Below are 14,562 nucleotides of genomic sequence, written 5' to 3'. Positions count from 1 at the left end.
GGCGAGGGGGGGTGCTGCCTTCAGGCGATGGTCCAGGCGATGGTGCGTCTGGCGGTGCTGCCCGGCCTGAGGATGACGGAGGGGAAATGCGGTACGTTGACTGCATTCGGGTAGCCTTGAGCCTCAAGGGCGATGCCCGCACGGGGCGCAGGGAGGTATTCTCCCGTGTAGACCTGCATGCCGGGGGCATCGGTGGCTACGACAAGTTTGCGGTGGACTGCCGGACAGATGAGGACGGCGGCCACCTGCATGGCGTCTTCGGAAGCAAGGGCGTAGTTGTGGTCGAAGCCGTGCGCCGTTTCCGGGTATTGGGCGGAGTTGCGCTCTCCGAGGAGGGCGGGGTGGCGGAGGTCGAAGGGGGTGCCTTCCACCGGAAGGACGGAGCCGAGAGGAATGTTGGTGGAGTCTACGGGGGTGTAGGCGGTAGCCCGCACTTCGAGGGTGTGGTTGTCGATGGTGCCGTCTCCCGCGAGGTTCCAGTAGGCGTGGTTGGTGAGGTTGACGATGGTCGGAGTGTCTGTGTAGGCCTCCATGGTGAGGCTCAGGGTAGAGCCGTCCAGCCGGTAGGTGGCGACGATTTCGACGCGGCCGGGGTAGTTTTCCTCGCCATCGGGCGAGGTGTAGGTGAGGATGAGTTTTTCGTCGTCGGCTTCCTGTACGGTCCAGAGTTTGTGGCTGAATCCTTCGAGGCCGCCGTGGAGATGGTTGGGGCCGTTGTTGACGGCGAGCTGGTGGCGTACGCCGTCGAGCGAGAACTGCCCTTTGGCGATGCGATTGGCGACACGGCCGCAAATCGCACCGCAGTAGCAGGTGTCGGCCATGAGCGCTTCCGGAGTTTTGGGGCCGCAGATGAAGTCCCTCCCATGGCCGCATACGGTGAGTATGCGGGCTCCGTAGTCCGTGATTTGCACGGTCAGGGTGTCGGAGCTGAGGGTGTAGAGGGATACGGGGCGACCGTCCGGCGTGTGTCCAAAAGCGCTCATGTGCGTGATGCTGGTTCCAGGTGGCGGATTAATAGCCGTCCGGCACGAAGACGCTGCCCTTGCCGCTGGCGAGGCGGAGGGTGCCGCGCTGTCCGGGCGAGAGTGCGCCGATTTCCTTATAGACGGGCTGGGTGACGGTGTAGGTCTTCTTCGAGCCGTCCACGCGCACAGTCAGGCGCTGGCACTGGGTTTCGCCGCCGAGGACGGTGGGCGTGTAGCGGCCGAGGGCTGCACCGACGAGGCCGAAGCCGACGGTGGAGACGACGTTGCCGCTGCCTTTGCCGAGGAGGCTGCCTGCACCTGCACCGATGGCGGCGCCTGCGAGGGTGCCGAGGTTGCGTGCGGTGTTGCTGGTTTCCTGCGTGACGCTCTGGGCGCTGACGATGGTTGCCGGGTAGTCTTCCGAGACGACGCCGACCTGGTCGGCTCCGACGGTGTTGAAGCTTCCCATGGTCGGGGAGCATGCGGTGATTCCCAAGGCGGCGGTCAGAGCCGTTGTGATGAGCAAGTATTTGTTTTTCATGTTGTTTTGTTGGTTTGGAGGGTGTTTGTTCCTCTAGAGCCGACGAGGGCTGGCTGTTGTTTAGAGGTTGCGAGTTCCGTTTTCGTTGAAGTTTTTCTGTTTTTACTCGTGCCAGGCGAGCGGTTTGTGGTCGGAGAAGATGGCGGGCGAGCAGTCTTTGGCTGGCGTATCGGGCAGGCAGGACGGGTCGACGGGGCGCGGCACAGCGGTTCCGATCGTGGCGTCCCACGGCTGGCTGCCGGCAATGATGACGGGTGTGCCAACGCGGACGAGGGCGAATGCTTTCGGCGCGATGTTTTTGTGCATGCGGATGCAGCCGTGCGATTTCGGCCGGGGATGGACGTATTCCGTGTGCATGCCGTAGGAGGCGGAGCAGAATTCGATCCAGTACGGCATCGGAGTGGGGGTGAAGCGGCTGCCCTCGGGGCAGGTGGCGCGGTAGCAGCGGCGGTAGGCTCCGGTTGCGGGGTTCCATGCCCAGCCGTGGGTGTTGGCCCGGTGGTTTTTGTCTTTGGCACGCACGCGAAAGGTGCCCCGGGGAGTCGGAGAACCCGGCGCTCCGACGCAGACGGGAGCCGCCAGCAGGATGTCCTGGTGGCGGTCGCCTTCAGCGATGTACATGAGCTGTTTGTCAAGGCTGATGCGGACGGTGACTTTGGAGGGATTCGAGGCTTTCCGGGCAGGAAGGTCGAAGGAGTCGTAGGCGGCGCGTACGGCGGCTTGCCGGGATGTAGTGGCGCGGTGGCTGCAGGAGGCGAGTCCGGCAGCTGCAGCGATGACGATGATGCTCGGGAGAGAGGCGTGCATGCGGCGGTTAGCGGGGGACGGCCGTTTCCCAAGAGACGACTTTGCCGTTTTCGAAGAGGACGTTGGCGACGTTGCGGGGGATGTAGGTTACATCCGTTCCGGTATAAAATCCTCCGTAGTAGCGGCGATGGCCGTACGGGCCCGGCCCCCAGTACGGGCCTCCCCAGAAGGCCGGAGTGGTGTAGACGGGTTCCAGTTGGGAATAGACCCAGCGGGTGTAGTTTTTGCCGTCCTTGTATCCTTCGATGGGGGACGCTGCCGGGTTGCCCCATGCGATGTAAACGGCCTGCGGTGGCATGCCCGCTTCGATTTTTCCTTCGCGGACGAGCGTTTGCTGTGCAGGAGTCAAGGCCTGATAGGCTGCCGGGTTTTCGGCGATGCGATCCATGGGGGTGACTGAGCCGCATGAATTCAGCAGCAGCGCGGCGGCGGCCAGTGAAAGGGTGGTATATGCATGCTTCATTGCATGACATTACCACTGATTTTATGTCTTGCCAAGCCTCTATTATTGTCTAGAATAGCCTCACTGACATGAAAGCGATTACTTCTGTTCTTACCCTTCTGGCTGTGCCCGCCATGGTTTCGACCGTGTGCGCCCAGGCTAAACCCGTCGATCTCAAGGAATATCTTCCCGTGGGTTCATTGTCCAGCGGCAATGTCGTGCGCGTCAAGCTGGATGACGGCGTGGCAAAGTATCATGAAATTTTCGATAAAAACGGCAGCAAGATGGCCGATGCCGAACGTGCCGAGTTGATCAAGCTGATCAAGCCGGGGTATCCGATTCCGTGGGATCCGCGTTTCGGCCTTTCCAAGGAAGAGTACGCCAAGTACAAGGAAGCCTGGATGAAGAAGCAGGTTGTGGATATGGAACCCGTGGTTGCCGGTCTTGAACCTGCCGGCAATAATACATGGCGCATCGCTTCCGCGACGCAGCAGCAGGGCCCTCTTTCCATCAGTGCGTTGAAGTACAATGCCAAGGAAGACCAGTGGGAATCGAATAACGGCAAGATGACGCGCGCCGAGGATGTGTCCTATACCGGCGATTATACGTTCGGTGCATGGAAGGGGCAGGAATGGAAGCTGAAGAATGAAGATGCCATGTCGGTGACGACGGAGTCCATTACGTTCGGCAAGACGGACGACGGCAAGAATGTGTACGTTATTTATTCCCTCGTCGAAACCACTCCGGAAGGTGCGGAGCTGGCCCGCCAGAACTACGCTCTCCGTTTCCCTGTGCCGAAGAAAGCCAGGTAAGCCCGTTTTACAAAGTGCGGAAGTCTCCTTGCGGGATTTCCGCATTTTTGTTTCAGCCTATGCGCATTATCAGCGGAATAGCAGGTGGGGTGCCCTTGCAGGTGCCTCGTGGCGAGGTGAGGCCGACGACGGATCGCGTGCGCGAGGCTTTGTTTTCCATTCTGGGTACCCGGGTGGAAGGAGCGCGCGTGCTGGATCTGTTTGCGGGTTCGGGAGGTTTGGGGCTTGAAGCCTTGAGCCGCGGAGCGGCATCCGCCCGTTTTGTGGATGCATCGCGGAATTCCTGCCGCATGGTGGAGGAGAATATGCGGAAGGCGAAACTGACCGGAGGCCATGTGGTGAATGCCGATTGCCTCCAGTTTGTGAAGCGTGAGCGCGCCCGCTACGATCTCGTTTTTGCCGATCCTCCCTATTGCAAATATGTGGGCGACCGCGATATGATCGCCGAGCTGATGAAAGGCAGATTGCGCGAGCTGTTGGAGCCGGGAGGCCTGTTTGTGGCGGAAGCGCAGCTCGGCTACGGCGTGGGCGATGCGCGTACTTGCGAGTTCGAGGGGTGGAAGCTGGAAGACCAGCGGCATTACGGCAAGAATACGATTTTGTTTTATACGGTGCAGGAAGGTTGAATCATGTCCCGCTTGTTGCTGAGGCTCGTTTACAATTGTTTTTTTTCTCTGTTTCTGGTGCTGGCTTTGCCGGGTTATCTGGTGAAGATGAAGCGGCGTGGCGGCTGGGGAACGGGGCTTGCCGAGCGGTTCGGCATTTACCGGCGCTCTCGCCATGAGGAGCCGCAGGGCGGTCTGTATGTGCATGCGGTGAGTGTGGGCGAGGTGATGATCGCGCTGAAGTTGATCCGCGAGTGGCTGAAGGAAGAGCAGGGGCCGGTGGTTCTGGCGACTTCGACGGCGACCGGGCACGAGATCGCACGGCAGGCGGCATTGCCCGGCGTGCGCGTGCTGTATTCTCCGCTCGATCTTCCGGGGCTTTCTGGGAGGTGCCTGCGCCGTTTCCGGCCGAAGTGCATTGCCTTGATCGAGGCCGAGCTGTGGCCTAATTTCGCCGCTGCGGCTGCGCGTATGAAGATCCCGATGGTGATGCTGAATGCGCGGCTGTCCCCGCGTTCGGAACGCCGTTATGCGAAAATCCGTCCTGTGACGCGCACCCTGTTTTCATGGCTGTCCGGCATGGGGGTGCAGAATCGCCGGGATGCCGGGCGGTTCGAGGGTATAGGCGTCGATCCTTCGATTATCGAGGTGACAGGAAGCATCAAGTTCGACGTGTTGACGGGAGAGAAGCCGCATTTGCGGCCGGATTTCCGCGCTGTTCTTGAGCGTTTGTCTTCCGGGCGCATGGTGGTGTTGGCCGCCAGTACGCATGCGGGGGAAGAAGTTCTGATTGCCCGGGCGGTGCGTGAGGCGGGAGCTTTTCCGTTGATCGTGCCTCGCCATGCCGAACGCAGGCATGCCGTGGTGAAGGATATGGAGGAGGATGGCTGGCAGTGCGTTCTGCGCAGTTCCGGCGAGATGCCTGAGGTGCTTGGGCAAGATGTGTGCTATATCGCCGATACGACCGGAGAATTGCGCGATTGGACGGCGCTGGCCGATGTGGCCGTGATCGGGAAAAGTTTTCTTTCGACCGGAGGGCAGAATCCTGCCGAGGCGATCGTTTGCCGGGTGCCTGTCGTATGCGGTATGGAAATGTCCAATTTTGAAGATCTTGTCGCTCTGCTGAATGCGGAAGGCGGTATCTGGCAATGTACGGGCGATGCCTTGGCGGCTACGCTGAAGGAGGTTCTTTCCAGCCCTGAAGAAGCGCTGGCCCGTACCGGGCAGGCGTATGATGCCTTGAGTGTCCATTCAGGCGGGACGAGCCGCAGCGTGGAGCTGGTGCGCCGCTTTTTTGAGCGGACGGATGGGTGATGATGGCTCCGTTTATTCGGGAGTGCGGAACGCTTCGAGGTTGAGCAGGGCGTTCTGGAACAGGTGGGCGGGCCACTGGCCGGGCGCGGATTCGTTGTCGCCAAGGTACCCGTATACCAGCACGGATCCGAGCTGGGCGTAGAGCAGGCGGGAGGTAGGGCCGAGAGGGCCCATGCCCATGATGGCCGTGGGGCCGGTGGCGTGGCTGAGGATTTCGGTGCCGCGCATCATTTCGTCGAGGGTGCGGAGGCGGAAGGCGAATTTGACGACGTCCGCTCCCTGGTTGCGTGCCTGTTCTTCGAGTCTGCGGAAGGTGTCAAGCTCCGGCATGCGGTCGAAGAAGTGGGCGGAGGCGACGATGGTGACGGAGGCGTTTTTTGCTTCCTTCAACAGTTCGGTGGCTTGCGGCATGCAGGCGATTTCCCAGTCGAGGCCGGAAGCACGGCTCATGAGACGGCATGCGGCATCCATGCGTTCCGCATCGGGTATGGGACGGAAGGCTCCCTCTTCCTGCCGCCGTATGGTGACGAGGACGGGTTTCCATATCCAGTGGTTGAGGATGGTATCGCAGTCGATGGAGGCGGGCAGGGCATCTACCCTGAGTTCGACGGCATTGCAGGGCGGCATGCCTGCCGGATCGCTCAGATCAAGCCATGTGTCCCAGTCGGTCACGGCTCCGATGACATAGGGAGGATAAGGCTTGCTTTCGGGGAAAAGATGATGCATAACTGTGGCTGTGCTGCTGACTTTGCCCACTGTACAGCAAAAATGCCGAAAAGGCAAGCTTGCAGGGCGTTTTGCCGGCCGCACGGAATTTTTAGCGATATGAATGCCGGTACTCTCTCGGATCAAGACAGGCCCGTCGCCGTGGTGACGGGGGCAGCAGGTTTCCTCGGTTCCCATTTGGTGGACAGACTTCTGGCGGACGGGTGCCGCGTGGTCGGGGTGGATAATTTCGTGACCGGGCATGAGCGCAATATCGCGCATTTGGCGAACGACGATCGTTTCACGTTTATGGAGCAGGATATTTCCGAGCTGTGGGATGTCGAAGGCCGCGTCGATTTCGTGTATAACATGGCGTCGCCCGCCAGTCCGATCGACTATGTGCAGATTCCGATCGAGACACTGAAGGTCGGCTCCTACGGTGCGCACAATTGCCTTGATCTGGCTCTGCGCAAGGACGCGACGATTCTCGTGGCCTCGACATCCGAGGTGTACGGCGATCCGCTTGTACACCCCCAGAAGGAGGAATACTGGGGCAATGTGAATTCCGTCGGCGTGCGTTCCTGCTACGATGAGGCGAAACGTTACATGGAAGCCGCCGTGATGGCCTACCGCCGCAAGTACGGTCTTGAGACGCGCATTGTGCGTATTTTCAATACTTATGGCCCCCGCATGCGGCTGGACGACGGCCGCGTGGTACCCGCTTTCATCGGGCAGGTGCTGGAAGGCAAGCCGCTCACTATTTTCGGAGACGGCAGCCAGACGCGTTCTTTCTGCTACGTGAGCGATCTGATCGACGGTATTCGCCGCCTTTCGCTTTCCTCGTTTGCCGACCCTGTCAACATCGGCAATCCTCGTGAAATGACCATCCGCGAGTTCGGCGAACATATTCTCCGCATGAGCGGAGCGCAGGTGGGTATGGAGTTCAAGCCGCTGCCGTCCGACGATCCCAAGCTGCGCCGCCCGGATATTTCGCGGGCGAAGGAAGTGCTCGGCTGGGAACCCCGTGTCGTGTTTGAAGAGGGGATCAAGTTGACATGGGATTATTTCGAGAAGCTGGTCAAAGGCTGATCTTTCCGGCGATTCATTGTACGAAGAAGGGCAGGATGGTTCCTGCCCTTTTTTGATGGAATCTTTGTATCCGCGTCCCGTTGTGCGTGCTTACGAGAGTTCGGCAAGCCGGTGGTGGATGCTGTGGAGGCTGTCCGTGCGGGCGGTGGCGGGGCTGAGGTCGGCGTGGCGGGTGACGCGGTTGGGGATGACGATGCAGGGGATGCCGGCCTCCCGGGCGGCGAGGGTGCCGTTGCGCGAGTCTTCGAGGACGAGTGTTCGGTTCGCCGGAGTGCCGAGGCATTGCAGAGCGGCCAGAAAGAGGTCCGGCGCGGGTTTGACGGCGTAGCCGTCCGTGCGGCAGAAGATGCCGCGGAAGCGGTGGATGATGCCGAGTTTTTCCAGCCAGCCGCCGACCCAGCGGCGCGAGGAGGAGGAGGCGACGGCGAGCGGGATGCCGCAGGCGGCGCAGTGGTCGAGCAGTTCGAGGGCTCCGGGGAGGAGGCCTTCATGCTCAAGGTCGCGGACGATTTCGGTTTGCCGGAGGCCGTCGATGGCTGGCCAGTCGTAGGTTTTTCCGGTGAGTTTTTCGAGGTGTTCGCCGGGGTTCCAGTGGGTGTAGCCGCTGCCGAGGCAGGAGTTGAAGAGGTCGAGCGGGAGGGTGTGGCCTTCGCGTTCGTAGACGCGGGCCCAGGATTGGTAGATGGCCCATTCGGTGTCGACGAGAAGGCCGTCGAAGTCGAAGATGATGGCTTGCGGTGAAGCGGCGATGGTGGCGTGGAGTGCGTCGGTCGTCATGTCAGTGCTTGCGGGCTTCCCACTTGCTGCGGAGGCATTCGAGGATGGAGCGGTGGGCAAGCTGGGTGCTGTAGAGGTGTATGGCGATGCCGGTGTAGACGATGTTCGGCAGCCAGGCGGCAAGCCAGGCGGGGAGGTAGCCCGAGGAGCCGAGGGTGGTGGTGCCTTCGTAGATGACGAGGAGGAGGGCGGCGAGGAGGATGGCGATGCCGATGCCTTTCATGGGGGTGCGCCGCTGGAAGGTGATGGCGCTGGGTATGGCGATGGCGACGAGGATGAGGCAGGTGAAGATTTTGGCCGTGCGGGTGTGGAGTTCGGTACGGAGGTTGAAGCGGACGTCGCGGCTGTTGGAGTGGGAGTCGAGCGATTCGAGGATGGCGGGGGTGCCGAGGGTGTCGATGCGCTGTTTGGGGGTGATGAGCTGGAAGGGTTTTTCCGGGTAGTCGCGGGTGATGCTGTGTTCGGGTTCGGGGTCGAAGACGGGGATGTCGTCGGTGTCGGTGTGGCGGCGGAAGATGGCGTTGCGGAAGGTCCAGAGGCTTTTCTTGGAGTCCCATACGGCTTCGTCGGCAAAGAGTTTGTAGGCGAGTTTGCCGGGTGTGGAGAATTGTTCGACGGTGACGTTGCGGAGCGGGTCGCCGGGGTGCATGATGTCGGGCGCATCGCCGATGCACCAGATGCGGTTGTCGGTTTCGTTTTTGTAGATGAGCTGTTTGCTTTCGTCCTGGTTCTTGTTTTTGGTGTTGTTGCCGCGGATCATGACCTGGCGGTACATGGAGGCTCCGGGCGCCCACTGGTAGGTGCAGATGCCGTAGAATGCGGCGACGAGGAGGGAGTAGAAGAAGATGGGGATGCAGAGGCGGATGAGGGAGCGGCCCGACTGGAGCATGCCGGTGATTTCCGAGGAGCCGGAGAGTTTGCTGAGTGCCCACATGGTGCCCATGAGGAGGGTGTAGGGCAGGATGAGGTTGAGGACCATGGGGAGCTGGGTGCCGTAGAAGATGCCGGCTCCGGTGAGGGGGTCGTCGAAGTTGTTGCGGAAGCGCTCCATGTTGTCCGTGAAGTCCGCGAGCAGCCAGATGAGGGTGAGGATGGCGGTGCAGAGGAGGAAGGAGGAGATGAAGCAGCGGGAGATGTAGCGGTCCATGGTGCCCATGAAGCCGTAGACGATGGCTCCGAAGGCAGGGAGGTAGCACCCGGCCAGGAGGAGGTACGGGCGCATTTTCTGGGCAAGGGGGTAGGCATCCGGCGAGCCGGGGATTTCCCAGATCATTTGCGCCCATTCCTTGGGGACGAGGTAGGCGGCAAGGAGGCTGCCGAGGATGAACAGGACGAGCGCCGGGATGAATTTCCTGATCAGTCGGATCATTCTTTCTGCTGCCGGGTTCATGTCTGTTCTGTGGATGATGGTCGCGCCTAGTGATCAGGCGCCGCGGCCGAGGCGTTCGGCGAGGTATTCGGGGAGGCCCGCTTCGATGATTTTTTTCTGGGCGAGCTGGAGGTCGTATTCGACGCGGCGGAAGGAGACGGTGCCTTCATCGGTGTCGAAGATGGCGTAGCAGGCGCGCCAGTCGCCGTCCCGGGGCTGGCCTACGGAGCCGGAGTTGATGAAGTATTTCCGGCCGGGGACGGGGTTGAATTCGGCATTCCCGGTGTTGAGCTGCGCCTGGATTTCTTCGTCGAGTACGGCCCGGTTGCCGTCCAGATAGAAGACTTTCGGTACGTGGGTGTGGCCGTGGAAGCAGATGTCCGTGAATTGGCGGCTGAAGTTCGAGGTGGCGTCTCCCGCGTTGACGATATAATGCCAGAGTTTGGGCTGGTCCAGCGTGGAGTGGACGATGGTGAAGGGCTGGACAAGGCGCATGAGCTGCAGGCGGCGCAGCCAGTCTTTCTGTTCTTCGGTGAGCTGGCTCCGTGTCCAGTCCATGGCGGCCTTGGCGACGGGGTTCATCTGGAGGGTGGTCGGCGAGACGACTTCTTCGTCGTGGTTGCCTTTGACGATGGGGCAGGCGAGGCCGCGGACGATTTCGAGGCATTCCGCCGGGTTGGCATTGTAGCCGACGACGTCTCCGAGGCAGACGATGCCGGTGCAGCGTTCGGCCTCGATGTCGGCCAGCACAGCCTGCAAGGCTTCCAGATTGGCATGGATGTCGCTGATGATGGCGATGCGGGACATGATGTTGGGGTTAGGATGCCACAGGAAGGGTTTTGCCGCAAGGTCAGAATGCGTCTCTCACTTGTTTTCCTGTTTTTTCGGGAGGGCTCGGAGGCGTTCGAGTTCTTCCCGGATGCCGTCGGTGGAGTGCCTGAGGTCGTTGTGGAGGAAGCGTGTGAGCCATGTTTTGGCACGGGCATCCGTCGGGAAGAGTTCGCGGAACGGGATGCGTTCGCTTTTAGGCAAGTGCAGTTTGTTTTGCAGGACGAAGAGGCAGCAGACGAGGACGGGCAGGCGGTTGTCCGGATCTCGGAAGAGTTGTTTGCCGAGGTTCCACGCTTCGCGTTCTTTGCCTTTTGCACGGGCAAGGCAGTAGAATTCCTGCCGTTTGGGCAGGTCTCCTCCGCCGAGGGCTGCGGCTTTGCCGTAGGCTGCCGCCGCTGCTGCGAAGTCCGGCGAGACTCCTCTGCGGATGATGCTGAGGGTGCGGCCGAGCGCGTTGTAGAGTTCCCAGCTTTTGGGGTTGTTGTCGATGCCTTTCCGGAGGAGGGCGAGAGCCTGCCGGTAGTACATGCGGGAGGCGCGGATGCGTTCGGATTCGGAGAGGGAGGGGGTTTCCCGTACGTCCGGGGCGGCGTTGTTGGAGAGGTAGTCGGCGCCTTCGATCCAGTAGTAGACGATGTGCGGTGCGAGGGCGGTGATCTGGTCGAAGCGTTTGGCGACCATCGGCCAGTCCTTGCGGTCCATGCAGTCGACGGCGGCATCCATTTTCAGGATGGCGGCGCCGAGGGTGCGGAGGCCTCCGAGGGTGATGAAGGCGAGCTGCTGGGGCATGGCATCCGATGCGCTGTTGGCAGGGAGCGGGGTGAGGAGGCGGTCGTCGGTTTCGCGTTGCCGTACTGCTTCTGTCCAGGGAGCCATGAGCCATCCGAATGCCGTGAAGCAGGCGACGATAAGCAGGATGCGCCCGCTTGCGCGCGCCAGCCGATGCTGCCGGGGGATGGATGGGGGAGGGGCCAAGGCTGGTGGAGGTCGGTTATCGGTCGAGGCGTGCGCGGATGTCGGCGCAGAGCTGTTCCCAATGGGGGACGGGCGCGTTCACTTCGCGGGCCTTGGCGAGTGTGCTGCCCCAGATGGCTTCGTATTCGACGGGGCGGCCCATGTTGTAGTCCACCGCGCTGGAGGGGATGAAGGCGCCCATGGTGGCGGTGCGTTCCATCTGGTAGTCGACGATGTTGCCGGGGAGTGTGTAGCCTCGCATTTCGGCGGTGAGGACGACTTCCTTCATGATGGCGACGGCGCGTTCGACCTGTTCCGGCATGGTGAAGAGCTGTTCGACGCTGATGCCGCCGAGAGCGAGGCAGAGGCCGTTGAAGGGGATGTTCCAGGTGAGCTTGCACCACTGGATCTGTTCCGCCTGTTCGAATGCCCTTGTTTTGATGCCTGCGCGGGCGAAGAGGGCGGCGTATTCCTCTGCCTGTGCCAGTCCGGCGGCGGAGGGGATGTAGGGGGCGAACTGGATGTCTCCCCCTTCGAGGTGTTCGATGCGGCCGGGCGTGGGCATCATGGCGCAGATGAAGCAGAGGCCGATGTAGATGTTTTCAGGCGCAATGTAGCGCGAGAGGGCTTCGGCATTGCCCATGCCGTTCTGGAGGGTGATGATTTTCGTGCCTTCGTGCAAGAGGGGCGGGAGGGCGTCGGCGAGCTGGCCGTTGGCCGTGGTTTTCCATGTGAGGATGACGAGGTCTGCCTTGCCGGCTTCTTCCGGGGTGCGGTAGATTTGGGGATGGTCGATATGGATGTCGCCGTATTTGCCGGCGATGTGCAGGCCTTCCTTGCGCACGGGTTCGTAGGCGGATCGCATGATGAAGGAGACGTCTTCTCCCGCTTCCGCCAGTTTGGCGCCGTAGTAGCAGCCCAATGCACCCGCTCCCAGAACGATGATTCTCATGGATGCGATTGTGGCGCGGTTCCGGCAGGGAATCAAGCCGGAAGTGAGCCAGCATGCAGCCGGGCGGCCGGCCTGTTTTTCTTCCGGATGGGATGAAAGGGGATGCGGAGGATGGGTGAGCAGAGGTTGCGGAGCCTTGTTTTCGGCGGTATTTTTGCATGTTGGAGCGTGAAACGCGATTTTGTCCTTGCCTTTTCCCATCCGAACGGCTATCTATTCTTTACCGATAACTTGGAGACGCCGGGCGTCTCTTGCAAACTATAGCCTGCTATGGGTCAACAACACCGTACCACCACCAAGCGTCGTCGTCGCCTCGACTACATCAAGCGTAAGAAGGAAATCTCGAAGCTGAGCAAGACTGCCGTTCCTGTGCCTTTGGCCAAGAAGGTGCTCAAGGAAGCTGCCGAAGAGGCCGCCGAGAAGAAGGCACCCGCCAAGAAGGCTGCCGCTCCGAAAGACGCTGCTGCCAAGAAGGCGCCCGCGAAGAAAGCTCCTGCCAAGAAGGCAGCCGCTCCGGAAGCCGCAGCCGAGTAATCGGGTTTCCTTTTCTTTCTCGAGTTGATGCATCGGGTGTTCCTGTTCGGAACGCCCGTTTTTTTGCACTTGCACTTGGCCTTCCGAAAGTATAAAGTTTTCCGGCATGATGGAAAATATTCTGTTTGTTCTGGCAGCCTATCTGATAGGAGCGGTTCCTTTCGGGTATCTGGTCGGGAAGTGGCATGGAATTGATTTGCGGGAGCACGGGTCGAAGAATATCGGTGCGACGAATGTGGGGCGCGTGCTGGGGAAGAAGTGGGGGCTGATCGTCTTTTTCCTTGATTTTCTGAAAGGTTTCATTCCCGTGTACCTGTTCCGGCAGATGCTGGGCGGTTCCGTGGAAGCGATGGATTATGCGAGTGCGTGCTGGTTTATTTCGTGCATTTTCGCGGTGGTGCTGGGGCATACGTTTACCTGTTTCCTGCATTTCAAAGGGGGTAAGGGCGTGGCGACGTCGGCCGGCGCGCTGTTTGCCATTTCGTGGATGATTGGCGGCGGAGCTTTGCTGGCATGGATCGTGGTGATGCTGTTGACGCATTACGTGTCTCTGGCGAGTATGATTGCAGCCGTGGCGATGATCGTGGCGGCGCTGTACGATCTTGATTACATGTCCGATTTTTCCATGAGGCCGAGCGCGTTGATTGTGCTGGTGCTGGTGTTGCTGGCCGCTCTGGTGATCTGGAAGCACCGGAGCAATATCGTGCGCCTGATGAACGGTACGGAATCGAAATCCCTGACTCGAAAGAAAGATAGTTCACGCTCATGATCACTCTCCGCAAGACAGCCGTGATAGGTGCCGGTTCCTGGGGTTCGGTGCTGGCTTTGGCCGCTTCCTTTTCCGGTGACGAGGTGGTGCTCTGGACGCGTTCCGTCGAGCAGGCTCGTACGCTGGCCGAGACCCGCATGGGGATGCATGCCGCGTGTCCAGACCATTTGCTGCCCGATAATGTGAGGGTGACGGCCGATCTGCGCGAGACGCTGGATGCCGATCTCGTGCTGGTGGTGGTGCCTTCCGTGGCGATGCGTTCGGTGGCGGCGATGCTGCGCGATGCCGGGCTGTCGGAGAAATCGGTGGTGTTAAGCTGTACGAAGGGGATTGAGAAGGATTCGCTGTTGAGGATGTCCGAGATTCTCCGGGAGTACCTGCCGAATACGGTGGGTGTGCTTTCGGGGCCGAACCATGCGGAGGATATTTGCCTGGGGCTGCCGTCCGCCACGCTGGTGGGCTTCGAGGAAGAGGAGATTTCCGCTGCTGTGCAGCGCAGGCTGGCTTCGCCTTCGTTCCGCATTTATTCGTCCTCCGATCTGGTGGGGATGGAGCTGGGCGGTTCGATCAAGAATGTGTTTGCCATCGGAGCCGGGATTTGCGACGGTCTCGGCCTCGGAGATAATGCCAAGGCGGCGATGGTGACGCGCGGTCTGGCGGAGATGACCCGCATCGGCCTTGCATACGGCGGTAAGGCGGAGACGTTCATGGGGTTGTCCGGCATGGGGGATTTGATTGTGACGTGCTATTCGAAGCATTCCCGCAATTTGCAGGTAGGTCGCCTGGTGGCCGAGGGTAAATCCGTCGAGGAGGCCGTGGCTTCGCTCGGCATGGTGGCCGAAGGGGTGCCGAATACGCTGTCCATTTACCAGATGTCCCGCAAGGCGAATGCCCGTACGCCGATCGTGGATGTGATTTACGGCATTCTGTATGAAGGTAAGTATCCGTTGTGCGGTTTGCAGGAGTTGATGGATCGTGCTCTTTGTGCGGAGCGTATCGCCGATAACTGAGGTGTGGGGGTGCCGTTGCCGGAAGCCGGAGGCTGCCGCGTTTTACCGTTTGAAATTCCGGCCGGATGTGGTACAATTCTGCTGCT

The 14,562-nt window shown here is 60.7% G+C and carries 17 protein-coding genes; 7 read left to right on the top strand and 10 right to left on the bottom strand.

The features are described 5' to 3' along the window. Nucleotides 1-20: 20 nt before the first annotated feature. The 4 genes from AC781_RS01460 to AC781_RS01445 form a co-directional block, all read right to left on the bottom strand. Complete coding sequence (locus AC781_RS01460; protein ID WP_067772322.1) at nucleotides 21-983, bottom strand: aldose epimerase family protein; 963 nt, start codon at nucleotides 981-983, stop codon at nucleotides 21-23. Between the two features lie 28 nt (nucleotides 984-1,011). Next, the gene (locus tag AC781_RS01455) at nucleotides 1,012-1,506 is read right to left on the bottom strand and encodes a hypothetical protein (RefSeq protein WP_067772319.1); all 495 of its coding nucleotides are present in this window, start codon (nucleotides 1,504-1,506) and stop codon (nucleotides 1,012-1,014) included. A 102-nt stretch (nucleotides 1,507-1,608) separates the two neighbouring features. After that, nucleotides 1,609-2,313, bottom strand: coding sequence for a L,D-transpeptidase (locus AC781_RS01450; protein ID WP_067772316.1), 705 nt, complete (start codon nucleotides 2,311-2,313; stop codon nucleotides 1,609-1,611). A gap of 7 nt (nucleotides 2,314-2,320) precedes the next feature. Further along, nucleotides 2,321-2,776, bottom strand: a complete 456-nt coding sequence (locus AC781_RS01445; RefSeq protein ID WP_067772313.1) for a hypothetical protein — start codon at nucleotides 2,774-2,776, stop codon at nucleotides 2,321-2,323. A 68-nt stretch (nucleotides 2,777-2,844) separates the two neighbouring features. Here AC781_RS01445 and AC781_RS01440 point away from each other — a divergent pair, with 68 nt between their 5' ends. From AC781_RS01440 to AC781_RS01430, 3 genes are read left to right on the top strand one after another with little or no spacing between them, the layout of a single operon-like run. Further along, entirely contained in the window at nucleotides 2,845-3,567 is a 723-nt protein-coding gene (locus AC781_RS01440) for a hypothetical protein (RefSeq protein ID WP_067772310.1), read from the top strand. Nucleotides 3,568-3,626: 59 nt separating this feature from the next. Continuing rightward, a complete protein-coding gene (gene rsmD, locus AC781_RS01435) occupies nucleotides 3,627-4,193 on the top strand; it encodes a 16S rRNA (guanine(966)-N(2))-methyltransferase RsmD (RefSeq protein WP_067772307.1) in 567 nt (188 codons plus the stop codon). A 3-nt stretch (nucleotides 4,194-4,196) separates the two neighbouring features. Next, complete coding sequence (locus AC781_RS01430) at nucleotides 4,197-5,486, top strand: 3-deoxy-D-manno-octulosonic acid transferase (protein WP_067772304.1); 1,290 nt, start codon at nucleotides 4,197-4,199, stop codon at nucleotides 5,484-5,486. 12 nt (nucleotides 5,487-5,498) lie between these two features. Here the strand turns inward: AC781_RS01430 and AC781_RS01425 are convergent, their stop codons facing one another. Beyond that, on the bottom strand, nucleotides 5,499-6,212 hold the full coding sequence (locus AC781_RS01425) for a type I 3-dehydroquinate dehydratase (RefSeq protein ID WP_071133177.1): 714 nt from the start codon (nucleotides 6,210-6,212) through the stop codon (nucleotides 5,499-5,501). Nucleotides 6,213-6,311: 99 nt separating this feature from the next. Between AC781_RS01425 and AC781_RS01420 the strand changes: the two genes are divergently transcribed. Then, entirely contained in the window at nucleotides 6,312-7,280 is a 969-nt protein-coding gene (locus AC781_RS01420) for a UDP-glucuronic acid decarboxylase family protein (RefSeq protein WP_067772297.1), read from the top strand. Between the two features lie 90 nt (nucleotides 7,281-7,370). On the opposite strand, the gene AC781_RS01415 is transcribed toward AC781_RS01420, so the two are convergent. Genes AC781_RS01415 through AC781_RS01395 form a run of 5 tightly spaced genes read right to left on the bottom strand, consistent with a single transcriptional unit; the run spans nucleotide 7,371 to nucleotide 12,163 of the window. After that, a complete protein-coding gene (locus AC781_RS01415) occupies nucleotides 7,371-8,057 on the bottom strand; it encodes an HAD family hydrolase (RefSeq protein ID WP_067772294.1) in 687 nt (228 codons plus the stop codon). Nucleotide 8,058: 1 nt separating this feature from the next. Next, complete coding sequence (locus AC781_RS01410; RefSeq protein WP_083076362.1) at nucleotides 8,059-9,447, bottom strand: LptF/LptG family permease; 1,389 nt, start codon at nucleotides 9,445-9,447, stop codon at nucleotides 8,059-8,061. Between the two features lie 33 nt (nucleotides 9,448-9,480). Then, nucleotides 9,481-10,233, bottom strand: coding sequence for a metallophosphoesterase family protein (locus AC781_RS01405; RefSeq protein ID WP_067772288.1), 753 nt, complete (start codon nucleotides 10,231-10,233; stop codon nucleotides 9,481-9,483). A 57-nt stretch (nucleotides 10,234-10,290) separates the two neighbouring features. Further along, a complete protein-coding gene (locus AC781_RS01400) occupies nucleotides 10,291-11,232 on the bottom strand; it encodes a hypothetical protein (RefSeq protein ID WP_071133176.1) in 942 nt (313 codons plus the stop codon). A gap of 16 nt (nucleotides 11,233-11,248) precedes the next feature. Further along, nucleotides 11,249-12,163 carry a 2-dehydropantoate 2-reductase gene (locus AC781_RS01395; protein WP_172801732.1) on the bottom strand — a complete coding sequence of 305 codons (915 nt, stop codon included), beginning with the start codon at nucleotides 12,161-12,163 and terminating at the stop codon, nucleotides 11,249-11,251. Nucleotides 12,164-12,433: 270 nt separating this feature from the next. On the opposite strand from AC781_RS01395, the gene AC781_RS13890 reads away from it, so the two are divergent. The 3 genes from AC781_RS13890 to AC781_RS01380 all read left to right on the top strand — a co-directional run bounded on the left by AC781_RS13890 (nucleotide 12,434) and on the right by AC781_RS01380 (nucleotide 14,476). Then, a complete protein-coding gene (locus AC781_RS13890) occupies nucleotides 12,434-12,697 on the top strand; it encodes a hypothetical protein (protein WP_067772279.1) in 264 nt (87 codons plus the stop codon). Between the two features lie 106 nt (nucleotides 12,698-12,803). Next, a complete protein-coding gene (gene plsY, locus AC781_RS01385) occupies nucleotides 12,804-13,466 on the top strand; it encodes a glycerol-3-phosphate 1-O-acyltransferase PlsY (protein WP_067772276.1) in 663 nt (220 codons plus the stop codon). Continuing rightward, nucleotides 13,463-14,476: an NAD(P)H-dependent glycerol-3-phosphate dehydrogenase gene (locus tag AC781_RS01380; protein ID WP_067772273.1), complete on the top strand. Its 1,014-nt coding sequence runs from the start codon at nucleotides 13,463-13,465 to the stop codon at nucleotides 14,474-14,476. The genes plsY and AC781_RS01380 overlap by 4 nt, the downstream gene beginning before the upstream one ends. Nucleotides 14,477-14,562 lie beyond the last annotated feature (86 nt).

Origin of the sequence: Neoakkermansia glycaniphila, assembly GCF_001683795.1 — a bacterium.
GTDB lineage: Bacteria > Verrucomicrobiota > Verrucomicrobiia > Verrucomicrobiales > Akkermansiaceae > Akkermansia > Akkermansia glycaniphila.
This window is presented reverse-complemented; position numbering and strand designations above follow the sequence as displayed.

What these genes read in the sequence shown, in the direction of transcription:
- AC781_RS01460 (WP_067772322.1), bottom strand. Translation starts at nt 983, where the DNA reads ATGAGCGCTTTTGGACACACGCCGGACGGTCGCCCCGTATCCCTCTAC.
- AC781_RS01455 (WP_067772319.1), bottom strand. Translation starts at nt 1,506, where the DNA reads ATGAAAAACAAATACTTGCTCATCACAACGGCTCTGACCGCCGCCTTG.
- AC781_RS01450 (WP_067772316.1), bottom strand. Translation starts at nt 2,313, where the DNA reads ATGCACGCCTCTCTCCCGAGCATCATCGTCATCGCTGCAGCTGCCGGA.
- AC781_RS01445 (WP_067772313.1), bottom strand. Translation starts at nt 2,776, where the DNA reads ATGAAGCATGCATATACCACCCTTTCACTGGCCGCCGCCGCGCTGCTG.
- AC781_RS01440 (WP_067772310.1), top strand. Translation starts at nt 2,845, where the DNA reads ATGAAAGCGATTACTTCTGTTCTTACCCTTCTGGCTGTGCCCGCCATG.
- rsmD (WP_067772307.1), top strand. Translation starts at nt 3,627, where the DNA reads ATGCGCATTATCAGCGGAATAGCAGGTGGGGTGCCCTTGCAGGTGCCT.
- AC781_RS01430 (WP_067772304.1), top strand. Translation starts at nt 4,197, where the DNA reads ATGTCCCGCTTGTTGCTGAGGCTCGTTTACAATTGTTTTTTTTCTCTG.
- AC781_RS01425 (WP_071133177.1), bottom strand. Translation starts at nt 6,212, where the DNA reads ATGCATCATCTTTTCCCCGAAAGCAAGCCTTATCCTCCCTATGTCATC.
- AC781_RS01420 (WP_067772297.1), top strand. Translation starts at nt 6,312, where the DNA reads ATGAATGCCGGTACTCTCTCGGATCAAGACAGGCCCGTCGCCGTGGTG.
- AC781_RS01415 (WP_067772294.1), bottom strand. Translation starts at nt 8,057, where the DNA reads ATGACGACCGACGCACTCCACGCCACCATCGCCGCTTCACCGCAAGCC.
- AC781_RS01410 (WP_083076362.1), bottom strand. Translation starts at nt 9,447, where the DNA reads ATGAACCCGGCAGCAGAAAGAATGATCCGACTGATCAGGAAATTCATC.
- AC781_RS01405 (WP_067772288.1), bottom strand. Translation starts at nt 10,233, where the DNA reads ATGTCCCGCATCGCCATCATCAGCGACATCCATGCCAATCTGGAAGCC.
- AC781_RS01395 (WP_172801732.1), bottom strand. Translation starts at nt 12,163, where the DNA reads ATGAGAATCATCGTTCTGGGAGCGGGTGCATTGGGCTGCTACTACGGC.
- AC781_RS13890 (WP_067772279.1), top strand. Translation starts at nt 12,434, where the DNA reads ATGGGTCAACAACACCGTACCACCACCAAGCGTCGTCGTCGCCTCGAC.
- plsY (WP_067772276.1), top strand. Translation starts at nt 12,804, where the DNA reads ATGATGGAAAATATTCTGTTTGTTCTGGCAGCCTATCTGATAGGAGCG.
- AC781_RS01380 (WP_067772273.1), top strand. Translation starts at nt 13,463, where the DNA reads ATGATCACTCTCCGCAAGACAGCCGTGATAGGTGCCGGTTCCTGGGGT.